General features: G+C 48.7%; 17 protein-coding genes. 1 reads left to right on the forward strand and 16 read right to left on the reverse strand.

The genetic code is table 11. From position 1 onward, the window contains the following. Window positions 1–68: 68 nt before the first annotated feature. Both MHB49_RS23675 and MHB49_RS23680 read right to left on the reverse strand, forming a co-directional pair. Entirely contained in the window at window positions 69–1,877 is a 1,809-nt protein-coding gene (locus MHB49_RS23675) for a DAK2 domain-containing protein (protein ID WP_405153230.1), read from the reverse strand. A gap of 63 nt (window positions 1,878–1,940) precedes the next feature. After that, the gene (locus MHB49_RS23680; protein WP_247898411.1) at window positions 1,941–2,189 is read right to left on the reverse strand and encodes a hypothetical protein; all 249 of its coding nucleotides are present in this window, start codon (window positions 2,187–2,189) and stop codon (window positions 1,941–1,943) included. Between the two features lie 333 nt (window positions 2,190–2,522). Between MHB49_RS23680 and rpmB the strand changes: the two genes are divergently transcribed. Beyond that, window positions 2,523–2,711 (forward strand): 50S ribosomal protein L28, encoded by a 189-nt coding sequence (rpmB, locus tag MHB49_RS23685; protein ID WP_024631107.1) that lies wholly within the window; start codon window positions 2,523–2,525, stop codon window positions 2,709–2,711. On the opposite strand, the gene MHB49_RS23690 is transcribed toward rpmB, so the two are convergent. The 14 genes from MHB49_RS23690 to rpoZ all read right to left on the reverse strand — a co-directional run bounded on the left by MHB49_RS23690 (window position 2,712) and on the right by rpoZ (window position 16,608). After that, window positions 2,712–2,906: a hypothetical protein gene (locus MHB49_RS23690; RefSeq protein ID WP_247898412.1), complete on the reverse strand. Its 195-nt coding sequence runs from the start codon at window positions 2,904–2,906 to the stop codon at window positions 2,712–2,714. Between the two features lies 1 nt (window position 2,907). Then, window positions 2,908–2,988, reverse strand: coding sequence for a stage V sporulation protein SpoVM (gene spoVM, locus MHB49_RS23695; RefSeq protein ID WP_019424875.1), 81 nt, complete (start codon window positions 2,986–2,988; stop codon window positions 2,908–2,910). Window positions 2,989–3,154: 166 nt separating this feature from the next. Beyond that, the gene (locus MHB49_RS23700) at window positions 3,155–3,406 is read right to left on the reverse strand and encodes a hypothetical protein (RefSeq protein ID WP_247898413.1); all 252 of its coding nucleotides are present in this window, start codon (window positions 3,404–3,406) and stop codon (window positions 3,155–3,157) included. A gap of 2 nt (window positions 3,407–3,408) precedes the next feature. Then, the gene (gene rpe, locus MHB49_RS23705) at window positions 3,409–4,068 is read right to left on the reverse strand and encodes a ribulose-phosphate 3-epimerase (RefSeq protein WP_053784310.1); all 660 of its coding nucleotides are present in this window, start codon (window positions 4,066–4,068) and stop codon (window positions 3,409–3,411) included. A gap of 1 nt (window position 4,069) precedes the next feature. Continuing rightward, complete coding sequence (gene rsgA / locus MHB49_RS23710) at window positions 4,070–4,987, reverse strand: ribosome small subunit-dependent GTPase A (RefSeq protein WP_405153231.1); 918 nt, start codon at window positions 4,985–4,987, stop codon at window positions 4,070–4,072. A gap of 62 nt (window positions 4,988–5,049) precedes the next feature. After that, entirely contained in the window at window positions 5,050–7,257 is a 2,208-nt protein-coding gene (pknB, locus tag MHB49_RS23715) for a Stk1 family PASTA domain-containing Ser/Thr kinase (protein ID WP_405153232.1), read from the reverse strand. Next, the gene (locus MHB49_RS23720) at window positions 7,254–8,030 is read right to left on the reverse strand and encodes a Stp1/IreP family PP2C-type Ser/Thr phosphatase (protein ID WP_247898416.1); all 777 of its coding nucleotides are present in this window, start codon (window positions 8,028–8,030) and stop codon (window positions 7,254–7,256) included. Before MHB49_RS23720 ends, pknB begins: the two co-directional genes overlap by 4 nt. A 7-nt stretch (window positions 8,031–8,037) precedes the next feature. Continuing rightward, a complete protein-coding gene (rlmN, locus tag MHB49_RS23725) occupies window positions 8,038–9,078 on the reverse strand; it encodes a 23S rRNA (adenine(2503)-C(2))-methyltransferase RlmN (RefSeq protein ID WP_090901040.1) in 1,041 nt (346 codons plus the stop codon). Between the two features lie 256 nt (window positions 9,079–9,334). Beyond that, complete coding sequence (rsmB, locus tag MHB49_RS23730; protein WP_405153233.1) at window positions 9,335–10,855, reverse strand: 16S rRNA (cytosine(967)-C(5))-methyltransferase RsmB; 1,521 nt, start codon at window positions 10,853–10,855, stop codon at window positions 9,335–9,337. Beyond that, window positions 10,852–11,805 carry a methionyl-tRNA formyltransferase gene (gene fmt, locus MHB49_RS23735; protein WP_405153234.1) on the reverse strand — a complete coding sequence of 318 codons (954 nt, stop codon included), beginning with the start codon at window positions 11,803–11,805 and terminating at the stop codon, window positions 10,852–10,854. The genes rsmB and fmt overlap by 4 nt, the downstream gene beginning before the upstream one ends. 12 nt (window positions 11,806–11,817) lie before the next feature. Beyond that, on the reverse strand, window positions 11,818–12,306 hold the full coding sequence (gene def / locus MHB49_RS23740) for a peptide deformylase (protein WP_090901049.1): 489 nt from the start codon (window positions 12,304–12,306) through the stop codon (window positions 11,818–11,820). A gap of 181 nt (window positions 12,307–12,487) precedes the next feature. Then, complete coding sequence (priA, locus tag MHB49_RS23745; protein WP_405153235.1) at window positions 12,488–15,037, reverse strand: primosomal protein N'; 2,550 nt, start codon at window positions 15,035–15,037, stop codon at window positions 12,488–12,490. A gap of 1 nt (window position 15,038) precedes the next feature. After that, window positions 15,039–16,274, reverse strand: a complete 1,236-nt coding sequence (gene coaBC, locus MHB49_RS23750) for a bifunctional phosphopantothenoylcysteine decarboxylase/phosphopantothenate--cysteine ligase CoaBC (protein ID WP_405153236.1) — start codon at window positions 16,272–16,274, stop codon at window positions 15,039–15,041. Between the two features lie 118 nt (window positions 16,275–16,392). After that, complete coding sequence (gene rpoZ / locus MHB49_RS23755) at window positions 16,393–16,608, reverse strand: DNA-directed RNA polymerase subunit omega (protein ID WP_024631120.1); 216 nt, start codon at window positions 16,606–16,608, stop codon at window positions 16,393–16,395. Window positions 16,609–16,761 lie beyond the last annotated feature (153 nt).

Below are 16,761 nucleotides of genomic sequence, written 5' to 3' on the forward strand. Positions count from 1 at the left end.
TCCTCTTTGCTTAAGTGCTATTAGTGCATGTTCAAAAAGTTAACTGGGGACTTTTTGAACAACCTCTATTAGGACTCTACAGAGAACAAATAATAATAAACCGGCTGTCCTCCAAGGTGCACCTCAACCTCAGCATCAGGATATTGTTCTTCAAGCCATGCGACAAGCCCAGCGGTAATCTCAGGGTTAGCCTCGTCCCCTTCGAGAATGGTCACCACTTCATCTCCACTCTCCATCATCTGTTGCAGCAGACCTTCACATGCATGCAGCATACTTTCGTCCGTTGCCACAATCTTGGAGTTGTGGATACCGATGTAATGTCCTGCTTTGATATCAAGCTCATCATATTGTGTATCTCTGACCGCATGAGTCACTTGACCTGACTGAACCCGACCAATCGCCTCCAGCATCTGCTCACGGTTGGTTTCTGCAGACTCCTCCTCCTGGAAAGCAAAAGCCGCCGCCATGCCCTGAGGGATCGTCTTGCTCGGAATCACAATAATTCGGCGCTCGTCTTCAAGCAGCTCCCGCGCCTGCTGCGCAGCAAGTACAATATTGGAATTGTTCGGCAAAATAAATACCTGCTCCGCCGCAATCGAGCGCACCGCTTTCACAAAATCTTCAGTGCTCGGATTCATCGTCTGTCCACCAGACAGAACAACATCCACACCTAGACTCTGGAAAATCTCCGCAATGCCGTCACCGGAAGATACCGCGATAAAACCATATGGAGCCATCTCGTCTGCTGGCGGCTCTGCATGTTCCATACCGCGCGTCGCTTCCGGTGGAATCTCTGCGAACAGCTCAGGCGAAGGCGCAATGTCCATACCTGCAGTCAGCAGATCACGATGCTGTTCACGCATATTGAGAATGTGGATTTGTGTGATTTCTCCATAACGGAGAGCCAGGTTCAATACATCCCCAGGTGTCTTGGAATGTACGTGAACCTTAATCACTTCATCATCAGCAATGATAATGATGGAATCCCCGTTAACTGACAACGCTTTCCGGAAAGCTTCGTCATCGAATGAAACGCCCGCGTTCTCTCCGAGCTCGCGGTTAATAAAGAACTCCATGTCATACAGGAACTCAATATCTTCCGTTTCCAGTCGAGCTTGGGCAGACATGGGCATCTCCGGCACGATTACCTGTTGTGCAGGTTTCGCAGAAACCACTTCTGACGGTGCAGCCGGTTTCAGTGCAGATGCCGCTGCGGTTGGTTGAACGTCATTCCGGAAAGATGTACGACCTGCCCCGTCCGTTTGCAACAAAACATCCATAAAGCCTTCGTAAATATATACAAGCCCCTGGCCGCCTGAATCCACAACACCGACCTGTTTCAAAACAGGCAGTAATTCCGGAGTCATTGCCAGTGCTTCTTTTGCTTTTAACAACACTTCATTCATTAATTCAGTTATGTCATTCGTCCGTCTCGCGTAGTAGCTGGCATGTTTCGCCGCTTCCTTGGCTACGGTAAGAATAGTCCCTTCAACGGGTTTCACAACGGCTTTATAAGCTGCATCCACACCGTTCTGCAGGGCTGCGGCGAACTGGAGTGTATTCAGTTCCTCATAAGGAGCAGCTGAACGACTGAATCCGCGGAACAATTGCGATAATATTACTCCGGAATTCCCCCGTGCCCCCATAAGCAGGCCTTTTGATAAAATAACGGCAGCTTCTCCGATGGAGGCAGAACTCTTGCGCTTAATCTCTGCGACTCCTGCGCTCATTGTCAAATTCATGTTCGTTCCCGTGTCACCATCCGGCACAGGGAAAACATTCAGGGAATTGACGTGCTCTGCATGCTGTCCAAGTTGTTCCGCTCCGGCAAGTACCATTGCGGTGAAATCTGTTCCATTTAAAGAACGTATACTCAAGTGAGAATTCCCCTTCCTAGCTTGATACACGAACATCTTGCACCAAGATGTTATCTGGTCTGTTCATGCGCAAACGCTTATCGCGTTATTCTTCGTCCATACCTTGTCCGGCACAGGCATACAATACATAATGTCAGCCGGATTAACGGTCTGGGCGGCCGGGCAACCGATATCCTGCAATTTCTCTGTAACCCCTAAATTCGGGGCATACGGATATGCACCGGTATCAAGAGCCGGCATGAATGCCGCATGGAGACTGGTGCCAATGTTAGAAACCCGCAGCTCACAGCGCTGCCAAAAAAAGCAGACCACCGACCTCTAAGGCCGGTTTGTTCTCCGGCTTCCCCGCGGTAACAGCCTGTTCACCTCTGTATTATGGACTATTCAACATTGTACTATATTAGACAGGAGAAATAAATAAAGTTTTTGGATCAGTTGACGAAGCTTTTTTGGGTATGATATTATATTCAAGTATTGTTTTATGCAGGTTTAGTAATGGAAATGATCCGGCTATGCCGGCTTGAACAACGCCATTAGCTACTGGAACCTGACCATTGCGGTCAGGAAGAACAATTTTAGCCCGTATGGAATGACATTCGTGTCTCCTTGGGGCAACTGGTTATTCTAGGATAGGAGGTGTAATCTATGTCTCGCAAATGTTATGTGACAGGTAAGAAACCGGGCACCGGTAACCACGTATCCCACGCTAACAACCGTAACCGTCGTTCTTGGGGCGTAAACGTTCAGAAGGTCCGCATTCTCGTGAACGGTAAACCAAAACGTGTATACGTAAGCACCCGTGCACTGAAAGCCGGTAAAGTGACTCGCGTATAATCACGCAAAGCTACTATAAATCGGGTAAGCAAAAAGCACCTTGTTCCTTGCAGGTGCTTTTTTGGTATTCAGAAATAAATTCATGAATACCCACATCGGCATGTGAATGGCCGCCGCATGGCGCTTCGCAGGTCCGAATTCCAGATGATCCTGAAGCCAAAGCGGCGGTATTCGCCAATGGAACCTTTTAATCATGTCAGTTCTTTTGAAACGTATTAAGAATCGCCTTTACAAACCCTCCCAAAAACTTCGGCAGTTTGAATGTGTAAAATTTCATACTTCACCCTCCCCATCATGCTCATGCATCCGCCGTATCCTATGCTCCAGGCCTTCCTTTCGTTACCACGACAAAAAAGGCTACATGAGAAACCTGCTCATGTAACCATATTTATGCGGAACCCTCTGTCCCTATTCCATAATGACGAGCCTAGTTATCTGCTCATTTAGGTTTGGGCGGGGATATATTGATAGACTGCGATCATGAATACACTCAATAAGTAATACAGTATGCTGAATACCACAAAAGTTACCCGAAGTCCTGTACGGTCAAATTTGCGAAAATACATAATGACAACACCAACCCCGATCAATGACGTAATCGCATTGTATGGGGATTGAATAACTGCAAACAAAGCAAGCACCAGTCCCGTAACGAGACTCGCAGCCATTGTCCACAGCGTCTCCTTGAGGTTCATGCTCAGCCTCCGTAACTACTGCGAATTTCGGCAATTGCAGCAGCGCGATCTTCACGTCCGAATACAGCACTTCCCGCAACAAGTACATCTGCTCCAGCTTCAACCACAAGTGGAGCCGTGTCGGCAGCGATACCGCCATCCACTTCAATATGCACGTCATGACGTCCTTTTTCGTTCAACCAGCTGCGAATTTGCTTGATTTTGTTCATAGTGCCGGAGATGAATGCCTGTCCACCAAAACCGGGATTTACAGTCATGACAAGCACCATATCCACATCGTCCAGTACTTCCTGAATAGCACTCGCCGGAGTTCCCGGATTAAGAGCTACCCCTGCCTTAACTCCCTGCTCCTTGATCAGATGAATAACCCGGTGCAGATGCACACAAGCCTCGGCATGAACCGTAATAACAGCCGCGCCAGCTTTCGCAAATTCCTCCACATAACGCTCTGGGTTCTCAATCATCAAATGCACATCAAGCGGCAAGCTTGTATGTGGAGCGATCGCTTTTACAATCGCAGGGCCAAGCGTAATATTAGGGACGAAATGACCGTCCATGACATCCACATGAATCCAGTCTCCGCCAGCAGCTTGGGCTTCCGCCACTTCCGCACCGAGACGGGCAAAATCCGCAGATAAAATAGATGGGGCAATTTTAATCATATTAATACCTCCGCTTTTTGTCTTTCATTTCTGTAAGGAATTGTTCGTAATGCTGATAACGGCTTTCGGAGATCATTCCCTCCGCCTTGGCTGCAAGCACGCGGCAACCTGGTTCGTGCGTATGAGTACAGCCTCGGAACTTACACTGATCCGCATATTGAGCGAACTCCCGGAAACAAGTGGATAACTCCTCCACACCAATCTCCAGGAAGTCCAGTTGGCTGAATCCCGGCGTATCGGCGACAAAGCCACCATTATCGAGCGGTATAAGCTCCACGTGCCTGGTGGTGTGTTTCCCTCGGCCTAGACGCATACTGATTGCACTGGTCTCCAGGGTCAGACCTGGCATCAAGGCATTCAACATCGAAGATTTACCTACTCCGGATTGCCCGGAGAATACGCTAATCTTGCCAGCAAGACGCTCCTTGAGCAGTCCACTGCCCTCACCGGTTCGTGAACTGGTAGAGATCACTTCATATCCAATGTGCTCATATAAAGCCTTCACTTCAGCCACTATATCACGAGCATCATTTTCAGGATCAGCCAGATCCTGCTTTGTGAGCACAATCAGTGCATCCAATCCGGCTTGTTCGATATGTACCAGGAATTTGTCCAACAGATTGAGATTCATGTCCGGTTCCTTAACGGAAAATAAGAGAACAGCCAAACTTACATTGGCTACAGGGGGACGAATTAACTCCGTCTCACGTTCTCGAATCTCATCGACTGTTCCTTCCCCGTTCTCTGTCAGCATATAGCTGACACGGTCACCCACAAGGGGTGAGGTACCTCGTTTTCTAAAGATACCTCTGGCCCGGCATTGAACAGCGGAGCCTTCAACCGAAGGCACCCCGTTTTCTTCCAGTGGCATGACATAATAGTAACCGCTTAGCGCTTTAACGATGATACCTTCTGGCATAGCTCCGTCGCCCTCCTTTAATGTACAATACATCTACCCTGAACGTCAGCAATAAGCCGCCCTTATGGACGGCTTGATGCGTTAACGACTTCCTTTTTCTTATCTTTACCTTTGCCGTGACCATTTCCGGTCTTCATCGCAGAAGTATCTCCCTCTTCGTTGTCCACTTCACCATCAACAGGTGTATCAGGCTCACCTTCCTGTTGTGGATCAACGGTGCCCTCGTCACCACCACCGCCTTGATCAGGCTCCTCCGTTGTTGGAGGCGGCTCTGCACCTTTCTCTGGCTCAATGGTAGGCACAACTACCGTTCCATTTTTGGCATCAATATAGGACACCAGATACGTATCCAGGAATTGGCCATCCCGATAGACAGAGACAACACCATCGACGTTTGGAGCCAGAACTAGCGGGATTGTCAGCGTTTGGGCAGACTTGATAGTACGAGTTCCCCATTCCTGACTTTTGCCACGAGCATCCTCGAAGGTGATTCGAATTTTGCTGCTCTTTCCTACTTCTTTTGGCGAGACGTTAATATTATAGGGGTAGTTCAATGCCTCTGGGGGATATCCAGTACTAATGAAAATGGTAATTTTATCACCAGGATTCACCTCTGCACCAGCTTCCACAGGCCATTGCTGTGTCACTTTGCCTTCATCTACAGTGTAGCTCGACTCCTCCTGAACCTGAGCAAGAATCAGTCCCGCTGATTGGAGCTTTTTCTCGGCCTCGCTTCGCGTGAGATTTTTCAAGTCAGGCATTTTTATCGTTTTGGGACCTTTGCTCACTGTCAGAATAATCTGAACCTCTGCCGGATCGTATTCTTCATTTACCCCAGGAGTTTGGGACAGAACAGTGCCCGATGACTTATCATTCGAGAACTCTTCCTTAGGCTGAATCTGATCCTCTTTAATGCCCAGAGCCGTGAGTTTTTTGACCGCTTCATCATATGAAAGGTCTTTGAGATCAATCATCTTCAACAACTCTTTTTCCGCGCCAACACTCAGCTGGACTTCAGAGCCTTCTTTGACCACATCGCCTTCATTTCGGGTCTGATCAAATACAATACCTGGCTCCACATTCTCCTTGTACTCCCGGATGACATTATCACTGACCACAAGCCCTTTATCCTGCAACATTTGACGAGCCTTTTCCTCGGTTTGACCAATGACATTCGGTACAGTCACATCAGGTACAACAAGCATGCCTTTCACGTACCACACAACTCCAACCATCGCGATAAGAATAAGCACGGTCAACGAGATCAGCAGCGCTGGCTTCTTCCAGTTCTTTGTTTTGGGCTTGCCCTTGTTGTTATCTTGGTCAGACTCCATCACGGGTACAGCACCTGTGGATGTAACTCCACGCGGCTCCGGCTTGATCGCCGGCATAACACGGGTCTGATCGATATCATCCTCATCCGGAAAATCAATCTTCGTCTCATTGCGTCTTTCCGGCATCAGGCAGGTTTCCAAATCATTCTGCATTTCTTTGGCAGATTGGTAACGTTCCTGCGGATTTTTGCGCATGGATTTCAGAATAACGTTCTCTACGCTTTGCGGGATAAGCGGATTGAATTTGCGAGGTTCATCAAACTCTTCCTGCAGATGCTTCAAAGCAACGCTAATCGGACTCTCTCCCAGGAACGGAAGCTGCCCAGTCAGCATTTGGTAGAGGACAATACCAAGAGAATATAAGTCCGACTTCTCGCCAGTCACGATGCCTTTGGCATGCTCAGGCGAGAAGTAATGTACGGAACCGACTACGGAGCCGGTCTGTGTAATCGTTGTGGATGTAACCGCACGGGCAATCCCGAAATCCGTTACTTTCACACGGCCATTACGACCAATCAATATATTATGCGGTTTGATATCCCGATGAATGATCTGATTATGATGTGCATGATCGAGAGCATCTGCAATCTGGGAGGCGATCCGAACCGCTTCGTCCACCTGCAGAGGCGCCCGCTCTTTAATAATTTCATTCAGGTTTTTGCCTTCAACATATTCCATGACAATATAATGTACGTCATCTTCCTGCCCCACATCGTATATACTGACTACGTTAGGATGGGACAGAGATGCTGCGGACTGTGCTTCCCTGCGGAAACGGCGAATAAACTCTTCGTCATGCACAAATTGCTGCCGTAACACTTTAATGGCAACGTTCCGGTTGAGCAACAGATCCTGGGCCTTGTACACCAGAGCCATGCCGCCACCGCCGACACGCTCGATCACTTCATAGCGTCCGCCTAGCTGGTGCCCAATCATGACTCACACCCCGTTTCCGATGTCACGGAACCTTCCTTTTGCAGTTCGAATAATGCCACCGTGATATTGTCATCTCCTCCAGCAAGCAAAGCCAGCTGAAGCAATCGATCCGCCCGATCTTCCAAGGCCAGTTCCAGATTGCCTGCGACCTGAATGATCTGCTCATTACTGACTAGATTACTAAGTCCGTCACTGCACAGGAGGAGAACTTCGCCTTCTTCCAGCTTGACGGTATCCAGATCCACCTTCACTTCAGCGTCTGTCCCAAGTGCACGTGTCAGCACATTGCGACGCGGATGATGAGAGACATCTTCTTTGCTGATCTGACCATTTTTGAACAATTCATTCACCAGTGTATGGTCCTCGGTCAACTGGATCACTTGTTTGTTTGCAATTTTGTATGCTCTGCTGTCACCAATGTGACCAATAACACCTTCCGTATCATTCAATAATGCCGCAACCACGGTGGTTCCCATGTTATGGTAATTATCGTCCGAAGATGCAGTGCGGAAGATCACTTCATTGGCATGCAAAATAGCATCGCTGAGTGCGGCTGACAAAGACGCATGTGAAAGACCCGGCTCAAGCGTACCCAGATCCTGCACCAACGTCTCTACCGCCAGGCGGCTCGCTGTATCTCCTGCAAGATGTCCGCCCATACCATCGGCAACAATGCCCAGGATATAACCTGTATCGAGATTTCGAATCCAGGCTGAATCTTCATTCACCGAACGCACCCGTCCGATATGGCTCACATGAACTGTTTTGATCAAAACGTTCTCACCTCAACTCCATATGCTTTGCACGAAGCTGACCGCAAGCGGCAGCAATATCATGTCCCTGTTCACGACGAATGGTTACATTAACACCCTGCTCCGAGAGAATCTTCTGAAAATTGAAAATGTCGCTTCTGGACGTTCTTACGTATTTGCGCTCAGGTACATGGTTGACCGGAATCAGGTTCACGTGGCACAACATGTTCTTAAGCACGCTTGCCAGTTCTGCCGCATGTTCCGGCTGATCATTTACACCACCGATAAGTGCGTACTCAAACGTAATTCTGCGGCCCGTTTTTGCCAAGTAATAACGCAATGACTCCATTACATCGTCAAAAGGAAAACGGCGGTTTACCGGCATCAATTTGGAACGCAGTGCATCATTCGGCGCATGGATGGAGATCGCCAAATTAATCTGTGTATCTTCATCAGCGAACTTGTAGATGTTCGGTACGATTCCACTTGTGGACACCGTGATATGGCGCTGACCGATGTTCAGCCCTTTTTCGTGAATCATAATACGCAGGAACGTCATTGTTGCTTCATAGTTCTCAAAAGGCTCACCTGAACCCATGATCACGATGCTGCTGACTCGCTCACCGCGTTCATCCAAAATTTTCTGGGCTTGCACAACCTGAGCGACAATTTCGCCAGCTGTAAGGTTACGTTTCAGTCCACCCAGCGTGGATGCGCAGAACGTGCATCCAATTCGGCATCCAACCTGTGTAGTTACACAGATGCTGTTACCATAGTTGTGCTTCATGATAACTGTCTCAATCGCATGATCATCATGCAGACCAAACAGGAATTTCACCGTTCCATCCTTGGATTCAAACTTCGTAATTTCAGTAAGTGTAACGAATTCAAATTGTTCAGTCAGTTTTTCGCGCAGCGCTTTGGACAGATTCGTCATTTCACTGAAATCATTCACACGTTTCACATAAATCCAGTCGAAAATCTGTCCCCCGCGAAAAGCCGGTTCCCCGTTCTCAACAGCCCACTGTTGCAGCTCCTCCAGGGAATAATCGTATATAAAAGGTTTCATTTTGTTGTCAACACCTATTCCTTCTTTTCTTTTCGTTTGGTTTCCTTTTTTAAGTTCCATTCGTCCTATTCTATCACAAAGACCACTTTACATCCATGTATACCCTTGATGCCTTTACTTCATGCATTATAACACCTCAATGACTGCATCGCACCCTATCATCACTTTTTACTGATGTTGGACACCTTCAGTCTAATCACAAAGAAATCCGCCGAAGTTCCCCTCGGCGGCTATCCTTCAGTGCTCTATTAAACTGTTAATCCGCTATCCTTGTCAACCTGGCAATGAAAAATCCGTCACTGTGGGCATACTGCGGCATGATTTGCACACCACCGTTCACAACCTTCCACTCGGCTGTTTCCATACCAGACCAGGCAGACCCTTCGGCTGCCTTGTAATCCGGATGCCGGTCCAAAAAGTCAGCGACCATATGCTCGTTCTCCACTGGCTCGATTGTACACGTGCTATACACCAGAATGCCTCCTGGCTTTAGTAGTGGTGCAACCCGATCCAGCAGTTCACGTTGCAGATTGGAGATATCCCGGATATCATCCGCTGTTTTGGTCCATTTGACATCCGGTTTGCGGCGAATAACACCCAGACCTGAACATGGCGCATCCAGCAGAATCCGGTCAAATGATGCCTCTGGATAACGTTCATCCAGATCAATAGCATCACCTGTCACCGCATCAATACAGCTGAGACCCAGACGATCTGCCTGATCCATAATCAACTGACGTTTGTGAGCATGTACATCATTGGCCACAATCCGTCCACGGTCCTGCATTTTCTCCGCCATATGGGCTGTTTTTCCGCCGGGAGCTGCACAGCAGTCCAGTACAGTCTGACCTTCTTCAGGCCCAACTGCCTCGGCTACAAGCATCGAACTTTCATCCTGAACGGACAGAAGGCCATCGCGGTACCATGAAGTAAGTGCCATATTGCCACCACTGCGAACGAGAATACCGTCCGGACTAAGCCGGGAAGGTTCCACGATTGCGCCGGCGCTCTCCATCTCTTGCATCAGTTTCTCACGTGTAGTCATTGTTGTGTTCACACGAACACTAACCGCAGGCGGCTCATTATTTGCACGACAGATCGCTTCCGCTGTCTCTTCGCCATATTGACTGATCCAGCGTTCGACCATCCACAGCGGGTGAGAATGCTCCAGTGAGATACGCTCAGCAGCAGGCAGATGTTTGGGAATGCGCAGTTCATCACGATTTCGAATCATGTTCCGCAATACTCCATTCACCATACCGGAGATGCCCTGATGACCCAATTTCTTAGCCAAATTGACGGCTTCACTCACCACCGCGTGTTCTGGAATACGGTCCAGATATAACATCTGGTACACGCTGATGCGCAGCAGGCTGCGAACCCACGGTTGCAGCTTGGATACCCCTTTGGCTACATAGCGTTCCAGAAAATAATCAAGGGTGTTCCGTCTCGCGATCGTACCATAGACCAACTCTGTAGCCAATCCGGCATCTGCCGGACTTAGCTCAGCCTCTTTCAAACGTCGATTCAGCTCAAGGTTACTGTAAGCTCCTTCTTGCTCTACGGCGCTAAGTACCTTTACAGCGAGTGCACGAGCAGATGTCTTAGGCCGCTCTGAGCGTAATGCACCATTGGCTGAAGCTGGGGATGCAGATGAATTCCCTGCACGACCCGACTTTCCCTGGTTAGGACGACGCTGGTTTCCTCCGCGCCCGGACGCATTTCCTGCGACTTTATGACCATTTCCTGACGGACGGCCCGGTGTATTTCCGCTCATCGCAGCACCGTTCCTGGTTTCAGGGTACCACCACGGGCAAAGTCAGCAGCTTGCATTACTTTTTTGCCTGCAGGCTGCACCTCAGTAAGCCAGAGAGAACCGTCACCTGTGCGAACTTCAATGCCGTTTTTGCCCAATTGTAACACTGTTCCCGGCTCAGCTTGTCCAGCATCCGAAGACGAGAGTACATCCGCCTGCTTCGGATTTGTTGCTGCCCAGACCTTGAAGACTTGCTCATCCCACATCGTAAATGCACCCGAGAACGGCACAAGACCGCGAATTTGATTGAACAATTCACGCGACGTTCGATTCCAGTCCATCTTCTCGTCATCCCGAGTCAGATTACGTGCATACGAAGCCTCGGCTTCATCCTGAGGGACAGCCGTTGTTTCGCCTGCAACCAGCCGCGGCATTTCTTCCTGAAGCAATTTGGAGCCTGCTTCACTAAGCTTTACAAACATGGAGCCTGATGTATCATCATCCGTAATCGCCACTTCTACACGTGAGATCATATCTCCCGTATCCAAGCCTTCCGCCATAAACATCAGCGTAACTCCCGTCACCGGCTCTCCATTAATAATGGAACGTTGAATCGGGGCACCACCGCGATATTTTGGCAAAAGAGAGCCATGCACGTTCACACAACCACGAACGGGCATATCCAGCACAGCTTTGGGCAGAATCTGCCCAAAAGCCGCAGTCACGATCAGATCCGGTTTCCATTCAGCCAATTGGGCTACAGCCTCTGGAGCACGCAGTTTCACGGGTTGAAATACAGGCAGGCCGTGGCGTTCTGCCGCAGCCTTGACTGGTGTTGGTGTTAGTACCTTTTTGCGGCCCTGTGGTTTATCCGGCTGTGTGACTACCCCGACCACGTTATATCCCTCGGCTATAAGCATATCGAGAGACGGAACTGCAAATTCTGGCGTTCCCATAAAAACAATATTCAAATCGATCACTCCTTAGTTACGACGCGGCCCAGTTTGATCGGCTGCAATTTCGTACACCTTTTCAGCAATATCCGTAAAGAGTACGCCATCCAAATGGTCAATTTCATGCTGGAATGCACGTGACAACAATCCGCTGCCCGTAATAATCAGTTCCTTACCTTCGCGGTCCAGCCCTTTCACAGTAACCGTCTCAAAACGACGCACATCACCGTTAATACCAGGAATACTCAAGCAGCCTTCGGGTCCAAATTGCTCTCCCTCGCTCGCAATGATCTCCGGATTGATCATCTTGATCAGCCCCTGTTCATCTCCGCAATCGATCACAATAAGCCGTTTCAAAATACCTACCTGTGGTGCAGCGAGACCTACGCCTTCTGCGTCATACATCGTATCTGCCATATCATCCAGCAGTTTCTGTACATTGGGTGTAACTTTGGTTACTTCTTTAGCTCTTTTGTGTAGTACCTCATCCGGTTCTTTCACAATAATACGAATCGACATGTTGTAAGCACCTTCCTAATTCTCATCATAATTTCAGAACATCAGGCTCATTTCAAAAATAGTACTGATTTTCTGCTATGTAGCAGGCATCAAAAACTGATTGTAAGATCGAGCCATCATTCATGTTGTTTTTAATCTATGTTTATACCGCTTGTTTACATCCGCATTTTACTACAAATGCTTACATTAACATTTGCGGGTCTACATCCAGACTAATTTGCAGCTTCTGCGCCTGAACATCGTCGTCCATGCGCCGGGCCGTCGCGAGCGCCAGTCCAATGGCGTCGACATCCCCCCGCCATTTTATCATACATTGGAATCTGTATCTATTCTTGATCCGAGGAATCGGTGATGCTACCGGGCCAAGCACGTCAAAGGCATCATTACTAAAGCGATCCAAACTGCCTAACCAGCCAGCAGCATTTGCCTTTTCTTTCAGTATTCGTGTGTAGTTCTCAGCCAGCCTGATCAGTACCGGAAGCTGCTCATGTGAGAAGGTCACCAAAATTAGACGACAGTAAGGCGGGTACTGCAAATTGCGCCGATGCAGCAATTCCTCACGGACAAACGAAACATAGTCATGCTGGCTCGCATGCCCAATCGAATAATGCTCTGGTGTATAGGACTGAACGAACACCTCGCCCGGCAGTTGATGTCGACCAGCACGGCCCGCCACCTGGGTGAGCAGCTGAAATGTTTTTTCGGCAGCCCGAAAATCCGGCAAATTGAGTGCCGAGTCTGCTGTTATGACACCAACCAGGGTAACATCAGGAAAATCAAGCCCTTTGGCAACCATCTGGGTACCCAGCAAAACGTCTGCCTTTTTTTCGCGAAACTGCTTTAATAACTTCTCATGCGAACCCTTTTCACTCGTTGTATCCACATCCATCCGAATGACGCGAATACCCGGAAACAGCTTCGCCAATTCTTCCTCTACCCGCTGTGTACCTGTACCGAAATATCGAATATGCTCACTGCCGCAATCCGGACACACTTCCGGCGCTGCTTCCGCATATCCACAATAGTGACAACGAAGATTGTTGGAGCGCTGATGATAGGTAAGAGAGATATCACACTCAGGACAACCTGCAACGTATCCACAACTGCGACACATCACAAAGGTGGAATATCCACGTCGATTCAGCAGAAGCACGGTCTGTTCCCCACGCTCCAACCGCTCTTCCAGCCCTTTGTGCAGAGCGCGGCTGAACATCGAGCGATTTCCATCCTTTAACTCTTCGCGCATATCCACAATTCGTACTTCCGGCAGATTGTTGCCCAATGCGCGGGTAGGCATCTCCAACAAAAGTGGTGCAAAGTCATCATTACTCTGTGAACGGGCAGCATAGTAACTTTCCAGTGAAGGTGTCGCTGAACCCAGGACAACAACCGCCTGGTGCTGCAGTGCTCTTTTTACCGCTATATCACGGGCATGATATTTCGGGGTTTCTTCCTGTTTATATGAAGTCTCGTGCTCCTCGTCCATAATGATCAGACCCAGACGACTGAACGGAGCAAAGACCGCCGAACGGGCGCCAATGGCAACCTTCACCTGGCCTTCCCGAATTTTACGCCATTCATCATAACGCTCTCCACCAGACAGACGACTATGCATTACGGCAACCTGATCACCAAAACGTCCTTTAAAACGCTCAACCATCTGCGGTGTCAACGCTATTTCGGGTACAAGCACAATGGCCTGCCGATCCTGTTCAATACAGCGTTGAATGGTCTGGAGGTATACCTCTGTCTTGCCGCTGCCTGTTACACCATGAAGCAAAAAGACGCCATGGCGCCTTTCCTGCAATCTACCATTGATATTATTATAGACATGCTGCTGCTCATCCGTCAGACTCAGTGGCTCGGTCGCACGGAACTTGCGTCCCTGATAAGGGTCACGAAAGACTTCGACGTCCTCCGTTATAACCAGCCCTTTCTCCTCCAACCCTTTGACTGTAGCCGCTGATACCTGAAGTGTGGACAGCAATTCCTTCATCCCCATCGGCAGCAGTTCTTTCATTTCCAGCAAAAAAGTGAGAACTTCCTTTTGCCGTTGTGCCTTTACCGGAAATGAAGTCAACGCCTGCTCCGCAGCCGCTGCATCCACAGCAAGATTAATCGACTTCATCGTTTTTTTATTCATCTTGTCCTTGATTGCCTGGCTTTCCAGCAGGACACCGTTAAGCAACAACTTCTTGATTAGCGCAGCATGATTCGGATATTTCCGGCTCAGTTGCTGGAGGGGGACCTGCCCACGACTTTTTACAAAACGAATAATATCTTGCTGTACCTTTTCTGAGGTCGATTCTTCTCCCCACACAAAAAGGACCTCTTCGCCTGAAGCCGAACCAGTCACTTGTCCATCCAGGGCATCTCCAAGTGAGATATACCTCTCTGCTTTTCCTTTCAACGCAGTCGGCACCATCACCTGCAAAGACAAAATGCGGTTGCTGGCATAACGTTCACTCATCCATTCAGCCAATTCGACCAAATCTTCAGACAACGGAGGAACGATATCCAACAGCTCTTGAATTGGTTTGAGTTTGAAAGTCTCTGTACCCGTGCGAGGTACCAGATCAATCACGAATCCCTGCACCGTCCGATGACCAAATGGTACACCTACCCTGCTGCCAATCTCAATCCATTCACGCATGGATTCCGGCACCAGATAATCAAACGGCCGGTCCGTCTCCTTCACCGGAACATCGACAATAACCTTGGCGATCTCCATATTAATTCCTCCCGGCAATGCGCTCCGCCGCAATCGAAAGCAACCGATGAGCAACCTCTTCCTTGGCTACCATCTGAAGCTCTTCCATCAAACCTTCACGGTCATAGATGTGCACCGCGTTGGTATCTGTTCCAAATCCGGCACCCGCCTGGGTGACATCATTGGCTACGATCAGATCACAGTTTTTCCGTTCCAGTTTCTCACGTGCATACATTTCTAATGAATTGGTCTCCGCAGCAAAACCAATCAAAAATTGATGGCTCTTCTGCTTACCCAGCGTTTCAAGAATATCTATATTTTTAATAAGTTCAAGCGATAATGTATCGCCTTTCTTCTTGATTTTCTCTGTGTACACTTCCTTGGGACGATAATCCGCAACAGCTGCGGCCTTAACCACGATATCTGCATCATCCCACTCACCTGCTACCGCATCATACATATCCTGCGCAGACTGCACCGGGATCACATGTACATTGGCTGGCGGCTGAACCTGGGTATTTCCCATAACCAAAGTTACATCTGCCCCCAGATCACGCGCTGCGGCTGCAATAGCAAAACCCATTTTTCCAGAAGAATCATTGGTAATATATCTCACCGGATCAATGCGTTCTATGGTGCCTCCTGCAGTGACTACAACCTTCTTTCCACTCAACAAAGCATGCTGTTCATTGCGTTCCCGTTTCTCAGACTCCTGCCGTTCAAAAAAACGTTCGACCACATCAACGATCGTTTCTGGCTCTTCCAAACGCCCCTTGCCAACATACCCGCAAGCGAGTTGCCCTTCACCCGGTTCGATCATCATAGTCCCGCGCTCAGTTAACAGACACATATTATGCTGGACGGCCGGATGATCATACATATGTACATTCATCGCAGGCGCAATCATTACCGGAGCCGTCGTTGCAAGTAAGGTTGTCGAGAGCATATCATCTGCCATGCCATGCGCCATTTTGGCAATGACATTGGCTGTTGCCGGAGCAACCAATACAAGGTCAGCCATATCCGCCAGATGAATATGTGAGACAACGGAAGGCTCCCTCTCATCAAAGGTATCACTATATACCACATTTCGGGTCAAGGTTTGCAGCGTTAGTTCGGTAATAAATTGTTTGGCCGAATTCGTCATAATGACATGGACGTCCGCTCCTTTTTGCACCAGCCTGCTGCATAATGTAGCCGCCTTGTATGCGGCTATGCCGCCAGTCACACCAAGCACGATTTTTTTACCGTTCAACATGGTTATCCCCCCGATATACGACGTTTATAATGATGAATAGAGAAAAAAATAACAACCTCTCGGTTGTCAAATAAATCCGGCTTGCGCCGTATGCAGTTGAAGAGCAGCCGCAGGCGGCTTACTCTTCTTCCTCTTCGTCCTGTCCTTTGATGACAACGAGCAGATCACCATAAATTTCTTCAAGTGCAACGCCAACCTGTTTATGGGATCTGGCATTTCTCAAATCCGTTTTCTCACCTTCACGAAGCTGTCTGGCCCGGCGGGAAGCGGCAACAACAAGGGAATACTTGCTGTCGACTTTGTTCATCATTTCATCAATAGAAGGATACAGCATATTTATAAAACACCTCTTTGCATTAGTATAATCCAATTACCCGCCTGACGAAATCAGGGTGCACCGCTAATTACGATAACCAGACTGGAGCTGCTCTACCTTTTATCCTATGACAGCAGCTCCACTAATTACCGCAATTTAAGGCGGCAAATG

Origin of the sequence: Paenibacillus sp. FSL K6-0108 (genome assembly GCF_045040695.1) — a bacterium.
Lineage (GTDB): Bacteria > Bacillota > Bacilli > Paenibacillales > Paenibacillaceae > Paenibacillus > Paenibacillus pabuli_B.